Genomic DNA, 18,586 nt, shown 5'->3' on the forward strand with positions numbered 1-18,586 from the left:
ATCTCATCGCTCCCCTTCGGGTGAGCGAGAGGCTTCTGCTGCTTAAGCTAAAATTTAATGATGACGATTTTGTGATCATTTTTTTGGCAAAAATGCCTCAATTTGTGGTGTTGGGTTCTTAATTTTGAATAAGCAAATGAGCGAATTAAGCAAAGGGGTTGAGGTTATTTTTGCGTAAGTCCAGCAAAAAATAAAATGTCCAGCCGTTTGAGATATATCAAAGCTTATTCAACTGTGGCTCTGGCGCGGAGTGCAGGAGCTGAAAAAAGAGTTTGAAATCCAGCTTGTCGCTGTGTGACAGGTTCTGGTGCAGAATTCCAGAGACTTTCGTAGTAAAAGAAGGTAACGCCCAAACCACGTTCTCGGGCAGCTCGTACTTGAGAATGAATTTGTTGCATTGGAACCGGGCTATTTCGCAATCCTGCCATGACACCAATTCCAGTTGGAATCATTTGTTGCACTTCTTGAATTTCTGGGCGAGAAATCGTTGCAACAAAATTTTGCAGATTGGGGCGATAAACTTGTACAATCAGCTCATCTACTATATTTTGCCGTACCCAGGTGAGCCAGTCTTGCAGTTGAAACTTGTAAGCAAAGTCGTAGTAATTGGGGGAAACAGAGAAAATCGCTTGGGGTTTTCTTGCTTTGACAGCTTGGTTGAGTTGTACCATGAATGCCGTAATTTTATCTGCTCGCCATTTCACCCATGCCGGGTCTTGAGGATTTGTTGGCGGACTGTTTTTGGTTTCTTGAGCATACAATGCAACTGTGTATTTATCGTAGCCAAATTCGTGAGGCAAACTCATGTGATCGTCAAACTGAATGCCATCGACATCATATTGAGTGATGATTTCCAACACGAGTTCGGTGATAAATTGTTGCACTTTTGGATGGAAAGGATTAAGCCATACGACTTCACCAGCTGCACTGATCGAAGTTTCGCCGCCATCCCGTTTTTGTGTGAGCCAATCTGGGTGATTTAATGCGAGTTCTGAGGTTGGAGGAGCCATAAACCCAAATTCAAACCAGGGAATCGCGAGCAAACCTTGGCGATGTGCTTGGGTAATCAGATCTGCGACAATATCATGTCCATCTGAACCTCGCAAGACAAACGGTTGAATGCCAGCACGTTTTGCCACAGCGCTGGGATACATCACATACCCAGAATTCCATACCACAGGATAAATCGTGTTAAAGTTCAACCGTCTCAATTGAGTCATCCCATCCTGCACCTTGGCACGATTCTTAAGGGTATCAAAATCATTGTTGGTCATCCAAACTCCACGGATTTCTGGACGGGGTAGCTGCGCTATGGTAGGGGTAAGGCTATTAAATAGCAATGCTGTTACGAATGATATCAAAACAAAGAATGGAAAAAGACGCTTGAGTTCTCGCCCACGAAAACGCTGCACTCTGTGCAATTGCCGCCAATTGCGAGAAATCAAACACAATTTCATATGCTTGGATGATGCATTGGCTATCCATGCGCGCCATCGCTGACTTTTGTGATGAAATTTAGTTATCATGCGGCAAGTATTTATGCTTATTAAAGGGTAGTTTGATTGGTAGTTGTTCATTCAATACAGCACATCAAATTGCTGTATCAAAACAACTCAAGTAGACGACGTAACACGAGCAGGATTGTTGACGCAGTTCGTCGCTCAGAAGTGCCGACTATAGCTCGATATTGTTCGGTTATGGATTATTCTTGGAGATTTTAGACATATCTTGACGTTGCATGCGTGTAGAGATGTGCATGCAAGTCTCTACAAAGGCTATCGTTTTTGCAAATTATCTTAAAAGCAAATTTATCTGTTTTCTTGTTCTGATATTGGTGATTGTTGATTAGAGATAGATAATTTTGGTGCAAAGATTATAAATGCAAGTCCTGCGAGCGCTATAACTGCGATCAATGCTGTGACTAACATCCAAATTCTGCGACGATATACGACGGTTCTTGTTGCACTCCGAGAAGCTAGCATTGGATGAGAAGCTGTAACTGGAATTCGAGTCGTCGAACGTTGCAAATCCTGTAAAACCTCTGTGGCAGATTGATATCTTTGCCTATAGTCATAGTACACCATTTTATCTAAAATTCTGGCTAGCTGAGGACTCACCTGTGCCTGACTGCACCAGCTAATTTCACCTGTTATGCAGTCGTCTGATAGTTGGTAAGGAGGCACTCCTGTAAGAGCTTGGATGCATAAAATTCCTAGTGCATAAATATCACTGCTAAATTGTGGTCTGCCAGCCACCTGTTCTGGTGGTAGATAGCCCGGTGTACCAATGGAAACAGATGCTACAGTTTGCCCTTGAGAATTTAATGTCTGATTGCTAATTTGTTTGACTGCACCAAAGTCAATCAGAACTAATTTGCCATCTTGTTTGCGTCTGATTAAGTTTGAGGGTTTTATATCACGATGAATGACACCCTGTTGATGAACAAACTCTAGTATTTTCAGTACGTCTCGCAAAAGGAAAATCACATAAGACTCACTCATCTGTTTGCCTAAAATAATTTCTCGACTGAGAACCTCACCATCAATAAATTCTTGAATTAGATAAAATTCTTGGTTTTGTTCAAAGTAAGCCAATAGTTGGGGAATCTGATCATGCCTTCCCAATTGTTCTAAAACTTGTGCTTCAGTTTCAAACAATCGTCTAGCAATTTGATAAATAGTTGGTTCGCCATAACAAATTTGGAGTTGCTTGATAACACATATGGTATTAAGTCGATCTATATCTTCAGCTAAATAAGTTCGACTAAACCCTCCACCTCCTAATTGTCGGATGATTCTGTAGCGTCCTTTCAAAATACTTCCCACACCCATAGAAGCGATCGCATGACTTTGATTAACTTTCTCAGTTGATGAAGGTACTTGCGAAGGCGGGGCTATATTACTTACTGGGGTTATATCTGGGGCTATATTACTTATATGTGTAAACGTTACTGCTAAGGCTTCACCACAACGAATGCAAAAACGGTTGGCGATTGGATTTTCATGCCCATGAGTACAGATCAGCGAAAAGCCCTGCTTCGCAGGTGGCTGTTGGCTGGGAGGAGCGCCTTGGGCGATCGCACTTGGTAACCACAAAACCTCACTTTGATTTTCAGGTTCTGACACTTCAGCTTTTGGATTTGCCTGAGTCGGTTCTACCCCAGTGGCAATTCGACGAAATTCGCGCCCAGTTAGTGATGGTTCAGCAGGGTTTTGGAAAACGATTGGTAACCAAGTTACACCTGGATACTTTGGCTCCAGAGAATGTATTTTTTCCCTAGCTCGTCTAACTGCTAGACAAACAGATCTTTCTCCCACAAATGCTTCTAAAAAACGTTGTAAAAACTTCTGTGCCACTACATCTGGCACCGGCTCCCGCATCACAATAATTTGCGGAATATGTAAATCAGCTAATTCTTTGGCAATCCCCATTCCATCACAAGAGTTGAAAATTGCTAGCTGCAAACCCTCCTCAACAGCTCCTCTCAAAGCTGGCTTGAAATCATCAATAGTAATTGTCTCTTCTTGATTGAGTGCAATTAGCCCTCTTGTTCCATTTTCTTCACTTGAACTATGACCGGCAAAAAAGAATAAATCTGGACTTTTATTCTCAATTTCCTCATATAACTCCTCTAATGTTGGTTCTTTTAAAGAAGTAAAATCGGTGTCTTTGGATAAATGTTGTTCTAGCAACTCCAAGTCTTTATTAAGATTAATTTCAGTGATATTACCAATTGTTTCTCGCTTGCCAAAAACTGCTAAAATTCTCGCTTTATCTCTAGAAATTATTTTTTTTTGCCTTCGCACTGGCAGACTCAAAGCCACCTCAGATCTACGGTAGTGCTGAAAAAAATCATCCCACAAATGCCAAGGCAACCGCTGTAATTCTGAGTTTTGAGTTCTAACTACAACCCGGATTTCCTCGGATTCATCTTTCAGATTTCGGTATAAAGTTCTTGAGATGGAATGCATTTGTGGGGAATTAAGCCAGTGATTCAGGCTAGATTTTAGCTTTTGACTGGCTGCTTTGATTTGGGAGATGGAAGTCGTAGCTCCGGTAACTTGGATGCGAGAAGATCTTAAGCTGGATACTAGACTACTGTAAGGTAGCTGCCAATTTTGATACTGTTTCAGCAACTCTGGAGCTGGAGGCAGTTTGCCATCCGCTTCTGCAAAGTGGTATTCACCTTCTGTAGCAATTTCTAGAAATACTGGAAACCCATTCTCAAAATCACCATCTACTATATTAAGGACGACTAACTTACTCATTGCCGCTTCTTTTAGTCAGAATTAAATAACAAAATCCTTTGTGAAGCTAGCCTCACGCAGTGCAATTTTTAACCTGAACTGTTCTCCTGGTTTACCATCAATTTTTAATTGAATCTTGTTATCAGCATTTTTCGCTTCAACTCGCAAGAGAATGTTACCATTTGTATCAAGCACAATGCTTTGCAAACCTGGTGGCAAGGTATGACTTTTAGTTGGATGCACTTGCAGAATAATTTGTCTTTTCTGAGCAACTTTTGGCACCACGGCTACAACCAAGGCTAACTGTTCATCTGTTGGTAGCATTCCTAATGAAATCTGTTGTGCCCGCACAATGCTTTGAGAAAATTCAGCGCTTCTTGTCGCAAAAATCAGATAAGCTCTTTGTGTACCAAAAATTTCTTGTACTGTCTGCCAACCTGCATCTACGAAATTTTGTAGCCATTGGCTTAAATTTACAATTGTCAGGTTTTGTGTGATATCTGTTGCTTGAATTTGTAAAAACTGTGTATTGTCGCTGACTTGAGAAGAAGTTTTGGCAATGCTTGACTTCTGTGCAGCGACTTTTTCCAACTGATCTAAAAGCAGATCCAGTGGTTGAAGTTGGGAAATTTGTATTTCTTGTGGCAGCCATCCTGCAGCATCGGCTGGAGCAAATCCTAACATATGTACTTGCTCTAGATGTTCCTCAAATAAAACTGCAACTATGCCTATACGGTCTTCAGTTGCCTCTTTTGGCAATGAAATAACTTTTTCGCCAGTTAAAACCGGGCGGCACTCTAAACAGCCAAATTCTGGTAATATTAAATCGGCAACATTATGAAAACGTCTAATAATAGGATGCCAACTATTGCTTTGGCTAATATCCGTAGCTATATCCATCAGTTGCAGGAAACTATGTACAGCGTACACAGCTAGGGTATTTAAGTAAACTTGTTTCCCTTTCTGGGAGGTAGCTTGTTCAACCTCAAATTGCCTTGCATATTCATGGGCAATGCTTGTCAGTGGAACACCGATTGAAAAAGAAGTTGGTGTGTTGTTCATAATTTTTACTCCCGTGCATATCCAAGGTTTTGAGTCATTTCTCGTATGAGAGGTTCGCATTTTCTCTGCCAATGACTAGTGACAGTTCCATGACTGATGTTGAAATCCTTGGCAATTTCATGCCACTTATCTGGAGGATCTTTTAAGAAACGTCTTTTGATTAATTCTTGACAATTGCAATTATTTCTGCATTTAGGATGACAGTTCTGTAACCTTCCCTGTGGATCTTGTTCAAAATAATCTCTGAGTTTACGGTCAAATTCCTGGCTTTGTTGGCGATTTTCTTCGTCAATGACGCGAAATATTCCACTCAGGCGAATAGTTCCATCGATAGTGCGATCGCTCACAATTTCAGCAAAAGTTTCGCCACCTTGTTCAGTGTTAATAAGATTATCTATCGATATCTCCCGTCTTATTTGATCAGAAAATAATTCTATAACCTTGTATTTCAAACGTAATTTTTCGTTAATCCATACCGTTAAACTACCTCTGAGTGTTGGTAGCATAGGTTGAAATTCCGTACAAAGGCGATCACGTACCTGAATTAAGGTGTCATGGAGGACATCAGGATATTTTTCATGTTTAAAGCCACACCGAGGTTTGGCGAGTCCTCGTAGCTGTTGAAGTTGTTTTAGTAGGGGGATAAAGGCTTTTCGCCTTTGGAAGCTACCAGCTGTTTGTTGGCAAAATTTTGAAATTAACTCGTAAAGTTGTACCTCTTGTTGACTACCGTCTAAAATTTGACGCAGTTCTTGCAGGAGTAGACATGTGGATTCATCCTGATTTTCCATAGACGCAGGCATCAAAGAACAAGGATATATCCTCAGTATTACCCAAAAAAGCACCCACTGTACCAATACTGCTCAGTTAAGGGAAAATAGATGAACTCTTAATTACTACCAAAATAGAGAGGGCAACAAAAGGTTTAAAGAGTCATGCTAAGAATTAAGTCGTAAGCTACTTAAGAGGAATGACATATGATTACCCTGAATCACACCATAGTTCCCGTACATAATAAAGAAGCATCCGCACAGTTTTTTGCACATATTTTTGGGTTCAAGCTTGAACCTCCCTTGAGTCACTTTGCGGTTGTCCGTGTTAATGACACATTAACGCTTGACTTTGCTGACTCTGAAAAATTCGAGCCGCACCACTATGCCTTTCATGTTAGTGATGAGGAATTCGATGCAATTTTTGCGCGAGTTAAAGAAGCAAATCTTGAATATAGTAGTGAACCCATGCACCAAAACAAAGGTCAAATTAACCACAGAAATGGAGGTCGTGGCTTCTATTTTCTAGATGACAACGGGCATAATTTGGAACTATTAACTCGTGGATAATTAGGCATAAGCCAACAGAATTATAACTTTGGACTTACGAAATTTCTTAAGTCTTGGCTAATCCTAACTTACATTACTTTTGTTCTCTTTCTGAAGAGGAACTCAAATTCTTTCTTACGAAGGATGAATCTCAAATCTTAATAAGCTTAGATTAGTAGTGTTAGTGAAAAACACAATTAAAGGCGATACCAAAAAACGATAGGGAGATAAAATCATGAATCTTATTGCTTGGGTAGTCTTGGGCCTTCTAGCTGGTGCTATTGCCAAAGCAATCTATCCTGGTTATCAAGGTGGTGGAATTTTAGCGACTATAGTGCTGGGAATCGTTGGTGCTTTCATTGGTGGAACATTAGTTAACGTTTTGCAAACAGGAAGTTTGACACTGACTTCTGCAACTTTGAGTCTTCCTGGTTTATTCGTGGCAGTATTGGGTGCGATGATCGCTATTTTCTTGTACTATCAATTTTCCCGCAGAGCATACTAAAGAATCACTCATCATATTTCCACGAATAGATCTCACAAATAAATTTTGCAGCATTTACCATTAGGACTTACGCAGCATCTGCTAGAAACTCGGTTTGGTGAGTTCGTATTTGGTTGCGAAACAGACGATTTTTGGTAGAAACCGGGTAACTTTTGCGTAAGTCCTGATTATTTTTTAAGAAAACATTCCCAGGCAGAACCTGGGAACAAGTCGAAAACAGAAGTCGAAAATAGAAAATTATCTACTTTTTTATCTGCACGGCAGGCGCTACCCAACGGGTAGATCGCCCTGCGGGCGTCTACAAATCGTGAAACTTTCCCAATCCACTGCCTCGTTTATCCGCGCGTATCTGCGGTTAATCTTTTTTCATCCAGCTGAACATAGCGCGTAAATCTTTGCCGACTTCCTCAACAGGATGTTCAGCTTCTTGACGACGCATTGCGGTAAATCCAGGTTTACCAGATTGGTTTTCTAAAACAAATTCTCGTGCAAATTGACCAGATTGAATTTCTTTGAGAATTTGGCGCATTTCTGCCTTGGTTTGTTCATTCACAATCCGAGGTCCACGAGTATAGTCGCCATATTCAGCGGTATTAGAAATACTATCACGCATTTTGGCTAAACCGCCTTCCACAACCAAGTCAACAATCAATTTGACTTCATGGAGACATTCAAAATAAGCTAATTCTGGCTGATAACCTGCTTCCACCAAAGTTTCAAAACCTGCTTTGATTAAAGCACTCAAACCACCGCACAGAACGGCTTGTTCACCGAACAAATCGGTTTCGGTTTCCTCGCGGAAAGTTGTTTCGAGAATACCCGCACGAGTTCCACCAATACCTTTAGCATATGCCATTGCGCGATCGCGTGCCTGACCACTCGCATCTTGAAACACGGCAAACAAACAGGGCACACCTTGCCCTTGTTCATAAGTCCGGCGTACCAAGTGTCCTGGTCCTTTGGGTGCAACCATCACTACATCTACATTAGCAGGTGGGACGACTTGACCAAAGTGAATATTAAAGCCGTGAGCGAATAATAAAACATTTCCTTCTTCTAGATTCGGTTCAATCTCGTTTTTGTAAATCGTTTTTTGCACCTCATCTGGTAACAAAATCATAATGAAGTCAGCAGCTTTGGCAGCATCAGCAACATTTTTCACGGTTAATCCAGCAGCTTCAGCCTTTGCCACTGACTTACTACCCGGATATAGCCCGACAATCACGTTCAGACCACTATCTTTAAGATTAAGGGCATGGGCGTGACCTTGGGAACCATAACCAATGATAGCGATGGTTTTCTGTGCCAAAAGGTCTAAATTACCGTCTTCGTCGTAGTACATCCGGGCCATAGGAGCGTCTCCTCTTAGCAAGCGTCCTGATTTATTGCAAGTCTATAATCTTACCGCAAAACTTGACATTCGCCTCCAATTGTTAAAACTCTAAAACTCTATTGCTATAAGCTACCCAGCATCCATCCTAGTGCCAATCCAAAGGCTGCGGTTCCACTCAAAACTGCCATCGCAGCATTGAAGCTTTTTAAATACTTGCTTAACCTTCTCCCGGCTTTGTTGAAAGTCACTATTAAATTACAATACAAAACTAAACGGATAATTGCTTGCCAACCTATTATCATCCACAGCAAGATTATCAAAATTACTGTTAAAGCTGGTACCACCATTCCACGTGTGCTTGCGATATTAATTAATAAAAAAGTAACAAATAAAATACTTAAACCATACAAAACTATCGTGACCTGTGAAATCTCAGGTAAACGTAAAATACATAACATAAACGCTAAAATCAAACGTGAAATCACTAAAATAACTATCAATAGCCACGTTTTCTTGCAAAAACGACTATAAATAATAGAAGCTAAAGGAAAAAGAGCAACATAAATAACTATTGGTATCGAAACAGAAGATACTTTTATCAACCAGCCATTAAATACACTAATGATTAAAAAAGCTATTAGCCAGCCCCAAATTTTAAAGTTTCGATTTTGGAAAATTTTGTGAAAGTATTCGCTGAAATTAATGTTGCCTCTCGTTGCTTTAAAAGGTAACATACTTTTTTAAAACTTTTTTAAGTAGATTTGAGTTAAATTTATCATCAAAATATTCCTTACTCTTGCTGCAAGCATATATATAACAATCTGATGTGGTTTGTGAATGTGGTTTGTGAAATCGAAATTAATCACGTCTTACAGAGCATACAGAGCCAAGAGCAACAAAAAATTTCACACATCATTGAGCAATGCAATAGTTTTTATGAAAGATTTTTTTTGGGAACAAAGCTTATCAAGCAGATTATATTAGATTTTCTGATTCAAAACTCATAATAAAAATTATGATAATGAACTAAAACAATCAGCAATTATTATAAGTGTGGTAGGATACTATTTTGTCTTTTTTGTTCAGGTAATTATATTGAAAATTTCTTCTTCAAATATTTTTTGTTGGGTTGTTGCTATAGCAATCTTGAATCATTCATGAAAATATACGTTGTGCCCGCTATGAAGCATATTCCAAGGCAGATTAACGAAAATTTCACAAATTAAATCAGATGACTCAATAGTTCAACTTATATCTTGCACTCTTGTCAAAAACCGGGTTTCTTGAGAAAGACGACACAAGCCTTACCTTAATTTTCCGCCTCAGTTACCCGGTTTTTTAGGTCTTGTTGAAAATGCAGCAAGATGTCAGTCAACCCAACATACGCTGATTGCGTTCGACAAGCTAATGTTTTTAGGTTTCTCGATCTATTCTTTGCACTTCGTCATCTGACAATTTCACATTGACAGCTTGCACTGTGTCTTCAATGCTGGAAATTTTGCTAGCACCAGGAATAGGCAAAATACTGGGCGACTTAGAACGCAACCACGCCAGAACAATACTGTACACAGATACGCCTTTTTCTTGAGCTAGTTTTGCTATTGTGGGAAAATCTTCTAAGCCATGATGGCGACGACTGCCCCCAAAAGGACTCCAAGGTAGAAATGTCAAACTTTCATGCTCACAATACTCTAGTACACCATCAAACTCAGGCTCACGGTACCAAGGGTTGTACTGATTTTGCACCGAGACAATATCAACCACATCCCGCGCCTGTTTGATTTGTTCGACAGAAAAGTTGGAAACTCCCACGAACCGAATCATGCCTGCCTCGACTGCTTCTTTGGCTGGTATGAGAGATTCCTTAAGATTATAATTTGGGTCTGGAGCGTGATATTGCCAGAGATCAATCGGTTTATTGCCACCCAAAACTTTAAAGCTAGTGCGGATAGTTTCGCGTAAATGCTGGGGATTTCCGTTACGCGTCCAATTACCATTAGGACGCATTAACCCGCCTTTCGTCGCTACAATAACATGACTCACATTGCCTTTGTAGGATTGCAAAGCTTTGTGAATCAATTGCTCACCGTGGTGCTTATCGCTTTCATCCTTGCAGTAAGAGTCAGCAGTATCAATGAACGTAATACCCAAATCTAAGGCACGATGGATAACATCAATTGACTGTGACTCTTTTGGGCGAGTGCTTAAAGACATTGGCATACTCCCTAAACCAATTGCACTTATAGACACACCTGTTTTCCCTAACTGTTTTGTTTCCATGTTTCTTGCTTTAGCTTCAGCGTTATTAATTGGATAATAACTTTGCGCACAGAGGCAAACACGCTAAGCAAAACTTTGCATTCGTACAGCCTTGGAACATAATTCTCAAGAATGCAATCACGCGATCGCCTTAAACTTCACTTCAAGACTGATAGCCGAATGGTACGCTCGTTAAGCTAAAACAAAGATGGCATAACGCTTTGAAGTCTTGGCTATTGAATAACATAGGTGAGGAGAGAAAAAACTTAATTCGCGGTTTTTTAAGCGAATGCTTTCAATTACGCAGTTGATTCTCAATTATTTGTCTTGTTGACAAATAAATCTACCTTTCGTAGCCGTAGGATGAGTTAAGTTTTTTCTCCACTCATGCAATTCAAACACGGCGCGAGTTTGCCTTCATGGGCCAAGAAACGGTTATCATAAAGCATAAGCATCGAAAAAACCAGTCAACATCAATGAACAATGAACAGTGACCAGTGAAGGAGTCAGGAGTCAGGAGGAGCCAGTGCGGTGGACGGTGAGACCAGTGCTGCGGGAGGGTTTCCCGACAACAGGCAACTGGCGAACCCGAAGGGGTCCCCCGGCATAAAGCACCTGGCGTTCAGGAGTCAGGAGTCGGAATTCTTTATTTCTTCCTTGGTGAATACTGAATTCACCAATTGCTGAATTCTTCTTCAAACTGATAACTGGTAACTGGTAACTGATAATTGATTGGTCAGCTTTTATGAAAAATTGAATTGCTCTAACAATTTTTCCACACTGGCGTTGTGATCAAGAAAAGAAAATAAATGTTTGTAACGAAGTTTACCTTCTTTATCTAACACAAATTGTGCTGGTAAAGGTGCTCCCAATGCTTGTCCAACTTTATAGGTACGAAATACACGACAGGTAGGATCACTCAAGAGCGGCATTTTTAAACTCAAATCTCTCACAACAATTTGACTCTGCCGTTCATCAGTACTAGTAATCATTAAAACTTCTATGCCCCGACTTTGAAATTGCTCATAGTTTTCATTTAAAGATTTGATGTGAGGGTAGCAAAAAGGGCAATAATTCTTTTCTGTGAAGATACGAGTTAAGGCAATTAAAACAGGTTGCTTGCCTCTATAATCAGATAATTTGACTAAAGTGCCATGAGTGATATCTGGTAGTTGAAAATCTGGTCCTATGTATCCTAATTCCAAGCTATTATACGCTGGAATTGGTAAAAAATTGCGGAAAAATCGTTTATTAAATAATCTACTAGAAGCAGTTGAAGTTGCCATTTTTTTGTTCATGTTCTGATGAAAATTGTCAATAAAAAACCACAAATAGACACGATTTTAAGCCAATAATTAGTAACGTGTAACCCGCAATGCATGATGAAATAGATTACGAATTCTTCATTACAAATTTGATTTACTTGTGTTTATCTGTGGTTACGCTTGAGTGAGTTTTGAGTAGCACTTTTTGCGTGCTACTACGACTTTATTACTTTTGAAACCTAAACAGCAGCAAAGTAAACTTTGGACTTGACTGGATCGGGAACCATTGTCTTGTCACCTGGTTGCCAGCCAGCAGGGCAAACTTCGTCCGGGTGGGACTGAACGTGTTGAATAGCTTGCAAAGTCCGCAGCGTCTCATCAACGTTGCGACCAAAAGCTAGGTTGTTGATGGTAGCGTGCTGTAAGACACCTTCTTTGTCAATAATAAACAGACCGCGCAAGGCAACACCAGCTGCTGGATCAAGCACGTTGTATGCTGCACTGATCTCTTTTTTGATGTCGGAAACTAAGGGATAGTTGAGATCACCCACGCCACCAGACTTGCGATCTGTTTGAATCCATGCTAAGTGAGAAAATTCACTGTCAACGGAAACACCCAGAATTTCGGTGTTAAGATTCTTAAATTCTTCGTGGCGATCGCTAAAGGCCGTGATTTCAGTGGGACAAACAAAGGTAAAGTCTAGGGGATAGAAAAACAATACAACATACTTGCCGCGATAGTCGGAAAGTTTTATTGTTTTAAACTCCTGATCTAACACAGCTGTTGCTGTAAAGTCGGGAGCCTGTTGACCTACACGGAGGCATCCTTCTGATGGGTAAGTGAGAGGCATTAATCTAATTCTCCTTCAACTTATATCCGTCTAGTATTGTCAGAGTTCGGGTCAGGTCAATCTCACCCGTTCTCGCCATCACCCTATGGCTTTTGCCACGCCAAAAGGCTATCGGGTTGGCCAGTTGGGCGTAGAATACCCTCAAACCAGCACTGGTTTGGTGCAGTTGCCTGTAGAGGAGCCAGTAAGGGCAATCTCCAAGGACGGACTGACCCCCTCAGTGCAACACTGGTTCTACCGCCTGCAAAACTGGACTTACAGTTTAATTACGATCTGTTACGACTATATCATACTCATAACGATTTTGAGTACAAATGATGGATTTAGATACAAGAGAATGGTTAGTGACTAATGGCTTAGGAAGTTTTGCCAGTGGAACAGTTTGTGATGTCCGCACTCGCACTTATCACGGGTGGCTGTTAGCGGCTACGAGTCCGCCTTCTGGGCGTACTCTACTGCTTTCGCACCTAGAAGCTAGCTTAGAACTACCAGATCGGGTTATTGTATTGGGGACAAATTTCTGGGGGAGTGGTCAGATAGAGCCAAAAGGTTACCAACTACTGCGCTCTTTTGAGATTAACCCAGTTCCAAAGTGGATTTGGGGTGAGGATGACTGGCAGTTGACTAGGCTTTTGATGATGCCGCATGGCTTAGTGGAGAAAGTAGAAAGAGTAGGGGAATTGGGGAAGGTAGAGGAAGAAAAGACTTTATCTTCTTCATCTGAGTTTTGTCATCGTATCTTGGTTCAGTATCGCTATGAAGGTACACAAACAGCGACATTGAAGCTGCGAGTACTTATAGGCGATCGCGACTTTCACCATCAACAAAAGGTTCTTCCAGAATTACAGTTCTCACAATTGCTAGGACAACAGCAAGTTTGCCTGCAAGCAATAAGTTCTCACAACTTTGGGACACCTTGGCATTTGCGCTGGACGCAAGGAAACTATCAACCAGAGGCGTTTTGGTACTGGGATTATAAACTAAGCGAGGAAACTCTACGAGGGTTAGACGATCATGAAGACCTCTACAGCCCTGGTTACTTAACGGTGACACTTTCTCCAGGAGATGCTGTGACTTTGGAAGCACGAGTGGGTAATCCTTGTCAATTCCAAAGTCCTTTGACTTCAGAAACTTTTGCACAAGCAGTAGAAGCAGAACAAGAGCGGCTGTTTGAAGTTTTTGGGTGGGGAGCTAGGGAGCAGCAGAGTCAGGGAACACACGAGAGTGTAAACTTTAATTCCCCTTTGCCCCTCTCTTTTTCTCCTCACTCCCACCTCTGGCAACAACTACTACGTGCTGCAGATCAGTTTATTGTTTATCGTGCTTCTATTGCTGGTCCCACTATTATTGCTGGATATCACTGGTTTAATGACTGGGGGCGCGATACTTTAATTGCTTTACCAGGGTTGGCACTGATTCCGCAGCGTTTTGACTTGGCAAAAGGACTGCTAGAAACTTTTGGGCGTTATTGTCGTCACGGTTTAATTCCCAATGGATTTCCTGACATAGGTGGCGAACCATTTTATAACAGTATTGATGCGGCACTTTGGTGGATTGAAACTTTAGGGCTTTACTTGGAAGCCACTCAAGACTGGCAGTTTTTAGTAGAGCAATATCCAGTGGTGCAGCAAATCTACAAAGCTTTTATTGGGGGGACGCGCTATAATATTCATCTTGATACTACCGATGGGTTACTGAGTTGGTATGCTCCTGGTGTAGCTCTTACCTGGATGGACGCGATAGTAGACGGACAGCCTGTGACTCCCCGTCGTGGTAAGCCAGTCGAAATTAATGCTTTGTGGTATTCAGCGCTATGTTGGGCAAGTCGATGGGCAGAAATCTTGAGTGAACACGAAGCTATGCTTGAGCGAGCGCGTCTTGCTAAGCAGGCTTTACGTTACACTCAGCTTGCACAACAAGTGAAAGCTTCTATGCAACAGTACTGGAATCCTCAACTGAGTTACTTGTACGATACCATTGAGCCAGACGACCGCCGAAATTCTCAGATTCGCCCAAATGCCGTTTTGGCACTGTCGCTTTCACACTGTGCATTTTCTCAACAGCAAGGGCAAAAGATTCTTGAGCTTGCTCGTTCTTGCTTGCTGACTCCTTATGGTCTTCGCACTCTTGCTCCAACAGATCCAGAATACATTGGCAAATACAGGGGTAAGCGAGAAAAACGCGATCGCGCTTATCATCAAGGTACAGTGTGGACTTGGTTGATTGGTCCTTTCATCCGTGCGAGTGAGCGCTTTTATCCTGAAGAACCATTGCCCTTTGATTGGCAACCCTTACTTCAACACTTCCAATCACAGGCGTGTCTTGGCTCTATTTCTGAAATCTTTGATGGTGATGAACCGCACACACCAGGAGGAGCGATCGCTCAAGCTTGGTCTGTTGCTGAAGTCATTCGACACTTGAGAAACTACTGAGTCGTAAGTACTGAGTTCTGAATCAGCGCTCAGTACTGATGATTTACGACTGTTTGCTTTCAGGCTTACGCATTACCTTATGTATCTTTGCTTTCCAATCTGGGAACAATCAACCCAGTAGATTTGAGGATGGGTAATTGGGACAAGAACGTGCATATTGGTTAGCTTGGTCACAAATTTCTGGAATTGGTCCAGTATTATTACAACGGTTGCAGCAACATTTTGGTACACTGGCAGCAGCTTGGGATGCAAAGCCTGCACAGTTGGGACAAGTAGAAGGTTTTGGTTTTCAAACATTACAAAAGGTGGTGCAACAACGCTCCCGGTTACATCCTGAACAATTTTTAGAGCAACACCAACAGCAAAATCCGAATTTTTGGACACCAGCAGATGCTGACTATCCTCGTTTACTACTGGAAATACCTAGTCCACCACCTATTGTGTACTATCGTGGTGAAGTCGATGTACAAGAAAATCTTGGACAAAAACAACTTGTTGGGATTGTAGGTACACGCCAGCCCTCAGAGTATGGTATTCGATGGACTCGCCAAATTAGTACAGCTTTGGCGAAAAATGGGTTTACCGTTGTTTCTGGTTTAGCCGAGGGAATTGATACTGAAAGTCACACGGCTACTGTGAAAGCTGGAGGACGTACGATCGCAGTTTTAGGAACCGGTGTAGATGTTGTCTATCCATCTAAAAATGTAGAACTCTACAAGCAGATTTTGGCGAATGGATTGGTTGTGAGTGAGTATCCAGCAAAGACGCCACCTGATCGTACACACTTTCCTCGTCGCAACAGAATTATTGCTGGTTTGAGTCGTGCTATTCTGGTAATGGAAGCACCGATAAAATCAGGCGCTTTAATTACTGCTAGCTATGCCAATGATTTTGGGCGAGATGTCTATGCACTCCCCGGAAGACTGGATGATAACCCATCCCAAGGGTGTTTAAAACTACTCAGTCAAGGAGCAGTTCCTATTCTTAAGGAATTAGATGAACTCTTAAAAATGCTGGGAGCAATACCACAACTCGATTCTGTCGAAGCTTCTCCATTACCGCAGCAGTTGACTTTGCCAGATCTACCACCACAGCTTCAACGAGTTTTGGATGCAATGACTTTAGAAGCTTTACCCTTTGATTTGATTGTGCAACAAACGGGCATGGCTGCAGGTGAAGTTTCTGGTGTTTTGTTGCAGTTGGAATTGATGAGTTTAGTTTCGCAATTACCGGGGATGAGGTATCAGCGCTGCTCGTAGAGTAGAAAAAAACAAACCACAGATGAACACAGATAAACACAGTTATCAGTTTCATCTGTGGTATAATTAGGAGCGAAAATTTTTTAGGATCAAAATTTTTAGCTAGCGACAACTTGAATGTTGACTTTTGCTGTCACATCAGTATATAGCTTAATTTCAGCCTCATAAGTTCCCAACTTACTAATATCCGGTATGGTAATACCACGCCGATCCACTTCTAGTCCTGCAATTTGTTGAATGACATCTGCGACTTCTTGGGTGGTGACAGTACCGAAAATAGCTTCGGCTTCACCAACTTGCTTGGCAATTGTGAAGCTATCAACTTTTTCCAAAGCTGCTTTTTGAGCTTCAGCTTGTTGCTTCAATTCTAATTGCCGCTGGCGTTCTAATTCGCGACGACGTTCGACTTGCTTGAGAATACCAGGAGTGGCACGAGTTGCCAAGCTTTTGGGAATTAAGTAGTTACGAGCGTAGCCAGGGGCAACTTCCACCAAGTCGCCAGATTTTCCTAGCTTGATGATATCTTGAGTTAAGACTAATTGTATGCGTTTCGACATCGTTGTTCTTTTTCTGGTAAGCTTTCTCTAAAATCTTAATTGCTTGGGCTTCAACAAAACAGTTGACATGGATGCAGCTATATCCCAAGCAGCTTCGCGTATAGCCCGAAACCTACAAATCATAGCGAAATGCAAGGTGCGATCGCAACTGTTAGGACAAGAAAAATCAATATTTATCCTTCGATGACACTTGGTTGTGATACGCGTTTGGGATTTCTGAGTTGCTGTTGTTCAAAACATTCCAAATTGCAGTTTCGATAAGGTTTTAGCGCTTGCTTGTGTGGAAATCACAAATGGTTAACACTTCCCCTTCTAAAATTTATCTTTCATTCCTCGCAACCGCCCAAAAGTTTGCACTGAGTCATGAGTGTTAGTCGCTAATTGTAATGCTGGTTGCTCCCAACGTAAAAAGGGATTTGTCTGCTTTTCCACTCCTAAAAGCGAAGGAACAGTTGCTTCTCCCTGGCTGCGAGAGGTTTTGACCTCATCATAACGCCTTTGTAAGTCGGTGTTCTCTGCATCTACGGTGAGAGCAAATTGCAGATTTTTCAATGTATATTCGTGGGCACACCAAACGCGAGTATGATCAGGTAATGAGCGAAGTTTGCTCAGGGAATGAACCATTTGCGTAGGTGTTCCTTCAAATAAGCGACCACAACCACCAGCAAACAAGGTATCGCCGCAGAATAACTCACCCGTTTCACTTGGGTTGTCTGGAGGAAAATAATAGGCAATATGAGCGCGGGTATGTCCAGGAACGAAGATAACTTCAGCTGTTCTGTCTGCAAATTCAACGCGATCGCCTTGCTGTAAAAATACCTGCTGTCCCACTATTCTGCCTTTATCTTCAGCCCCACCATAAACTATCACATTAGGAAATTGTTGCATCAGTTGGCGGTTACCTCCGATATGATCCTGATGATGGTGCGTGTTAAAAATCGCTACCAACTCAGCCTTTAACTCTTGAAGTTTCTGCAAAACTGGTTCCGCCTCAGCTGGATCGACAACAGCAGCAATATTTTGCTTTGGCTCGTTTAGCACAAAAATGTAATTATCTGAGAGTGCCTCAAGACGAATAACTTGCATAATAAAACCCAACTGTGACTACAAATTTCATAACATCTGTCATCTAACAGATGTTTTAACTTATCAGAGCAGACGTGTTGATCATAGCGATTGTCCATAAGGTACTGCGTTCTTGTCCTGAAGAGACACACTTTTTCGGATGAATACTGCTTCTTTCGCTAGATAGAGTACCGACTGAGATAGCACATCCCATTTGTTAGAGGAAGATGTTTGTCTGGCTTCTTAGGATAGGCTAGAGTGCTGAAATTCTTTTTCAAGTATGCAGATACAGGAACGGCTGACTCACTGGAGAAGTTTTTTCAAATGGTGAGTCGGCGCGAGGAAGTAGAACTGTCTCAAAACATCTATCAGACTCGCGTGATCAAAGTTAGAGCAGTACTCGTTTCCTCTGTGCCTTGATTATATACACAA

16 protein-coding genes are annotated in these 18,586 nt (G+C 41.6%); 5 read left to right on the top strand and 11 right to left on the bottom strand.

All coding sequences use genetic code 11. The features are described from left to right. Positions 1-224 precede the first annotated feature (224 nt). The 4 genes from DP117_RS23505 to DP117_RS23520 all read right to left on the bottom strand — a co-directional run bounded on the left by DP117_RS23505 (position 225) and on the right by DP117_RS23520 (position 6,100). On the bottom strand, positions 225-1,526 hold the full coding sequence (locus DP117_RS23505; RefSeq protein WP_169220659.1) for a glycoside hydrolase family 10 protein: 1,302 nt from the start codon (positions 1,524-1,526) through the stop codon (positions 225-227). A gap of 282 nt (positions 1,527-1,808) precedes the next feature. Continuing rightward, a complete protein-coding gene (locus DP117_RS23510; RefSeq protein WP_169220660.1) occupies positions 1,809-4,268 on the bottom strand; it encodes a protein kinase in 2,460 nt (819 codons plus the stop codon). 21 nt (positions 4,269-4,289) lie between these two features. Further along, positions 4,290-5,309, bottom strand: a complete 1,020-nt coding sequence (locus DP117_RS23515; protein ID WP_169220661.1) for a DUF1822 family protein — start codon at positions 5,307-5,309, stop codon at positions 4,290-4,292. Between the two features lie 5 nt (positions 5,310-5,314). Further along, complete coding sequence (locus DP117_RS23520) at positions 5,315-6,100, bottom strand: hypothetical protein (protein ID WP_169220662.1); 786 nt, start codon at positions 6,098-6,100, stop codon at positions 5,315-5,317. Between the two features lie 186 nt (positions 6,101-6,286). Between DP117_RS23520 and DP117_RS23525 the strand changes: the two genes are divergently transcribed. Further along, complete coding sequence (locus DP117_RS23525; RefSeq protein ID WP_169220663.1) at positions 6,287-6,649, top strand: VOC family protein; 363 nt, start codon at positions 6,287-6,289, stop codon at positions 6,647-6,649. Between the two features lie 214 nt (positions 6,650-6,863). Beyond that, a complete protein-coding gene (locus DP117_RS23530; RefSeq protein ID WP_169220664.1) occupies positions 6,864-7,133 on the top strand; it encodes a GlsB/YeaQ/YmgE family stress response membrane protein in 270 nt (89 codons plus the stop codon). 355 nt (positions 7,134-7,488) lie between these two features. Here the strand turns inward: DP117_RS23530 and ilvC are convergent, their stop codons facing one another. From ilvC to DP117_RS23555, 5 genes are all read right to left on the bottom strand, one after another. Continuing rightward, a complete protein-coding gene (gene ilvC / locus DP117_RS23535; RefSeq protein WP_169220665.1) occupies positions 7,489-8,484 on the bottom strand; it encodes a ketol-acid reductoisomerase in 996 nt (331 codons plus the stop codon). 104 nt (positions 8,485-8,588) lie between these two features. Next, a complete protein-coding gene (locus DP117_RS23540) occupies positions 8,589-9,200 on the bottom strand; it encodes a hypothetical protein (RefSeq protein WP_169220666.1) in 612 nt (203 codons plus the stop codon). 679 nt (positions 9,201-9,879) lie between these two features. Continuing rightward, complete coding sequence (locus tag DP117_RS23545) at positions 9,880-10,746, bottom strand: aldo/keto reductase (RefSeq protein ID WP_169220667.1); 867 nt, start codon at positions 10,744-10,746, stop codon at positions 9,880-9,882. Positions 10,747-11,468: 722 nt separating this feature from the next. Continuing rightward, complete coding sequence (locus tag DP117_RS23550) at positions 11,469-12,011, bottom strand: redoxin domain-containing protein (protein ID WP_169220668.1); 543 nt, start codon at positions 12,009-12,011, stop codon at positions 11,469-11,471. Between the two features lie 218 nt (positions 12,012-12,229). Then, positions 12,230-12,841, bottom strand: a complete 612-nt coding sequence (locus DP117_RS23555) for a peroxiredoxin (RefSeq protein WP_169220669.1) — start codon at positions 12,839-12,841, stop codon at positions 12,230-12,232. 314 nt (positions 12,842-13,155) lie between these two features. Between DP117_RS23555 and DP117_RS23560 the strand changes: the two genes are divergently transcribed. Together DP117_RS23560 and dprA are read left to right on the top strand one after the other, a co-directional pair. After that, on the top strand, positions 13,156-15,273 hold the full coding sequence (locus DP117_RS23560) for an amylo-alpha-1,6-glucosidase (protein WP_169220670.1): 2,118 nt from the start codon (positions 13,156-13,158) through the stop codon (positions 15,271-15,273). A gap of 137 nt (positions 15,274-15,410) precedes the next feature. Beyond that, a complete protein-coding gene (gene dprA, locus DP117_RS23565; RefSeq protein ID WP_169220671.1) occupies positions 15,411-16,532 on the top strand; it encodes a DNA-processing protein DprA in 1,122 nt (373 codons plus the stop codon). A 98-nt stretch (positions 16,533-16,630) separates the two neighbouring features. Here dprA and rplI read toward each other — a convergent pair whose 3' ends face one another. Then, complete coding sequence (gene rplI, locus DP117_RS23570; protein ID WP_169220672.1) at positions 16,631-17,089, bottom strand: 50S ribosomal protein L9; 459 nt, start codon at positions 17,087-17,089, stop codon at positions 16,631-16,633. A 312-nt stretch (positions 17,090-17,401) separates the two neighbouring features. Next, positions 17,402-18,175 carry a hydroxyacylglutathione hydrolase gene (gene gloB, locus DP117_RS23575; RefSeq protein WP_169220673.1) on the bottom strand — a complete coding sequence of 258 codons (774 nt, stop codon included), beginning with the start codon at positions 18,173-18,175 and terminating at the stop codon, positions 17,402-17,404. Between the two features lie 237 nt (positions 18,176-18,412). On the opposite strand from gloB, the gene DP117_RS23580 reads away from it, so the two are divergent. Continuing rightward, a complete protein-coding gene (locus DP117_RS23580; protein ID WP_169220674.1) occupies positions 18,413-18,574 on the top strand; it encodes a hypothetical protein in 162 nt (53 codons plus the stop codon). Positions 18,575-18,586: the final 12 nt, after the last annotated feature.

This window comes from Brasilonema sp. UFV-L1, from assembly GCF_012912105.1.
Taxonomy (GTDB): Bacteria; Cyanobacteriota; Cyanobacteriia; order Cyanobacteriales; family Nostocaceae; genus Brasilonema.